We start from the raw sequence: 255 nt of genomic DNA, 5'->3' as shown, positions 1-255 counted from the left end.
CATCGAGGCCTGCATTCATGGCGTGTTTGCACAGCGCCATCTCCAGTATTCCCCGTGCTGCCGTGCGGGTGGAGACATGAACTGGCTGTACGGTCATTGAATAGCCTTCAGCGATGTTTTCTGCAGCAGTCTGAACCATGATATTGGCGGAACCAATGCCCATGATGGATGCGCCCCAGAGCATGACCAGTTGTGCCAGGCTCCAGCCGGAAGCGGTGGGCACAATCATCATAAAACCGCTCACAATACTGAGCA

At 54.9% G+C, this 255-nt stretch carries 1 pseudogene; it reads right to left on the bottom strand.

The features are described 5' to 3' along the window. A pseudogene (locus E0D98_RS27045) lies at positions 1–255 on the bottom strand (hypothetical protein); the annotation flags it as partial.

Origin of the sequence: Escherichia sp. KCJ4928 (assembly GCF_004352695.1) — a bacterium.
In the GTDB taxonomy this organism is placed as follows: domain Bacteria; phylum Pseudomonadota; class Gammaproteobacteria; order Enterobacterales; family Enterobacteriaceae; genus ECMA0423.
The sequence above is the reverse complement of the archived record's forward strand: the minus strand, read 5'-3'. Positions and strand labels throughout refer to the sequence as shown.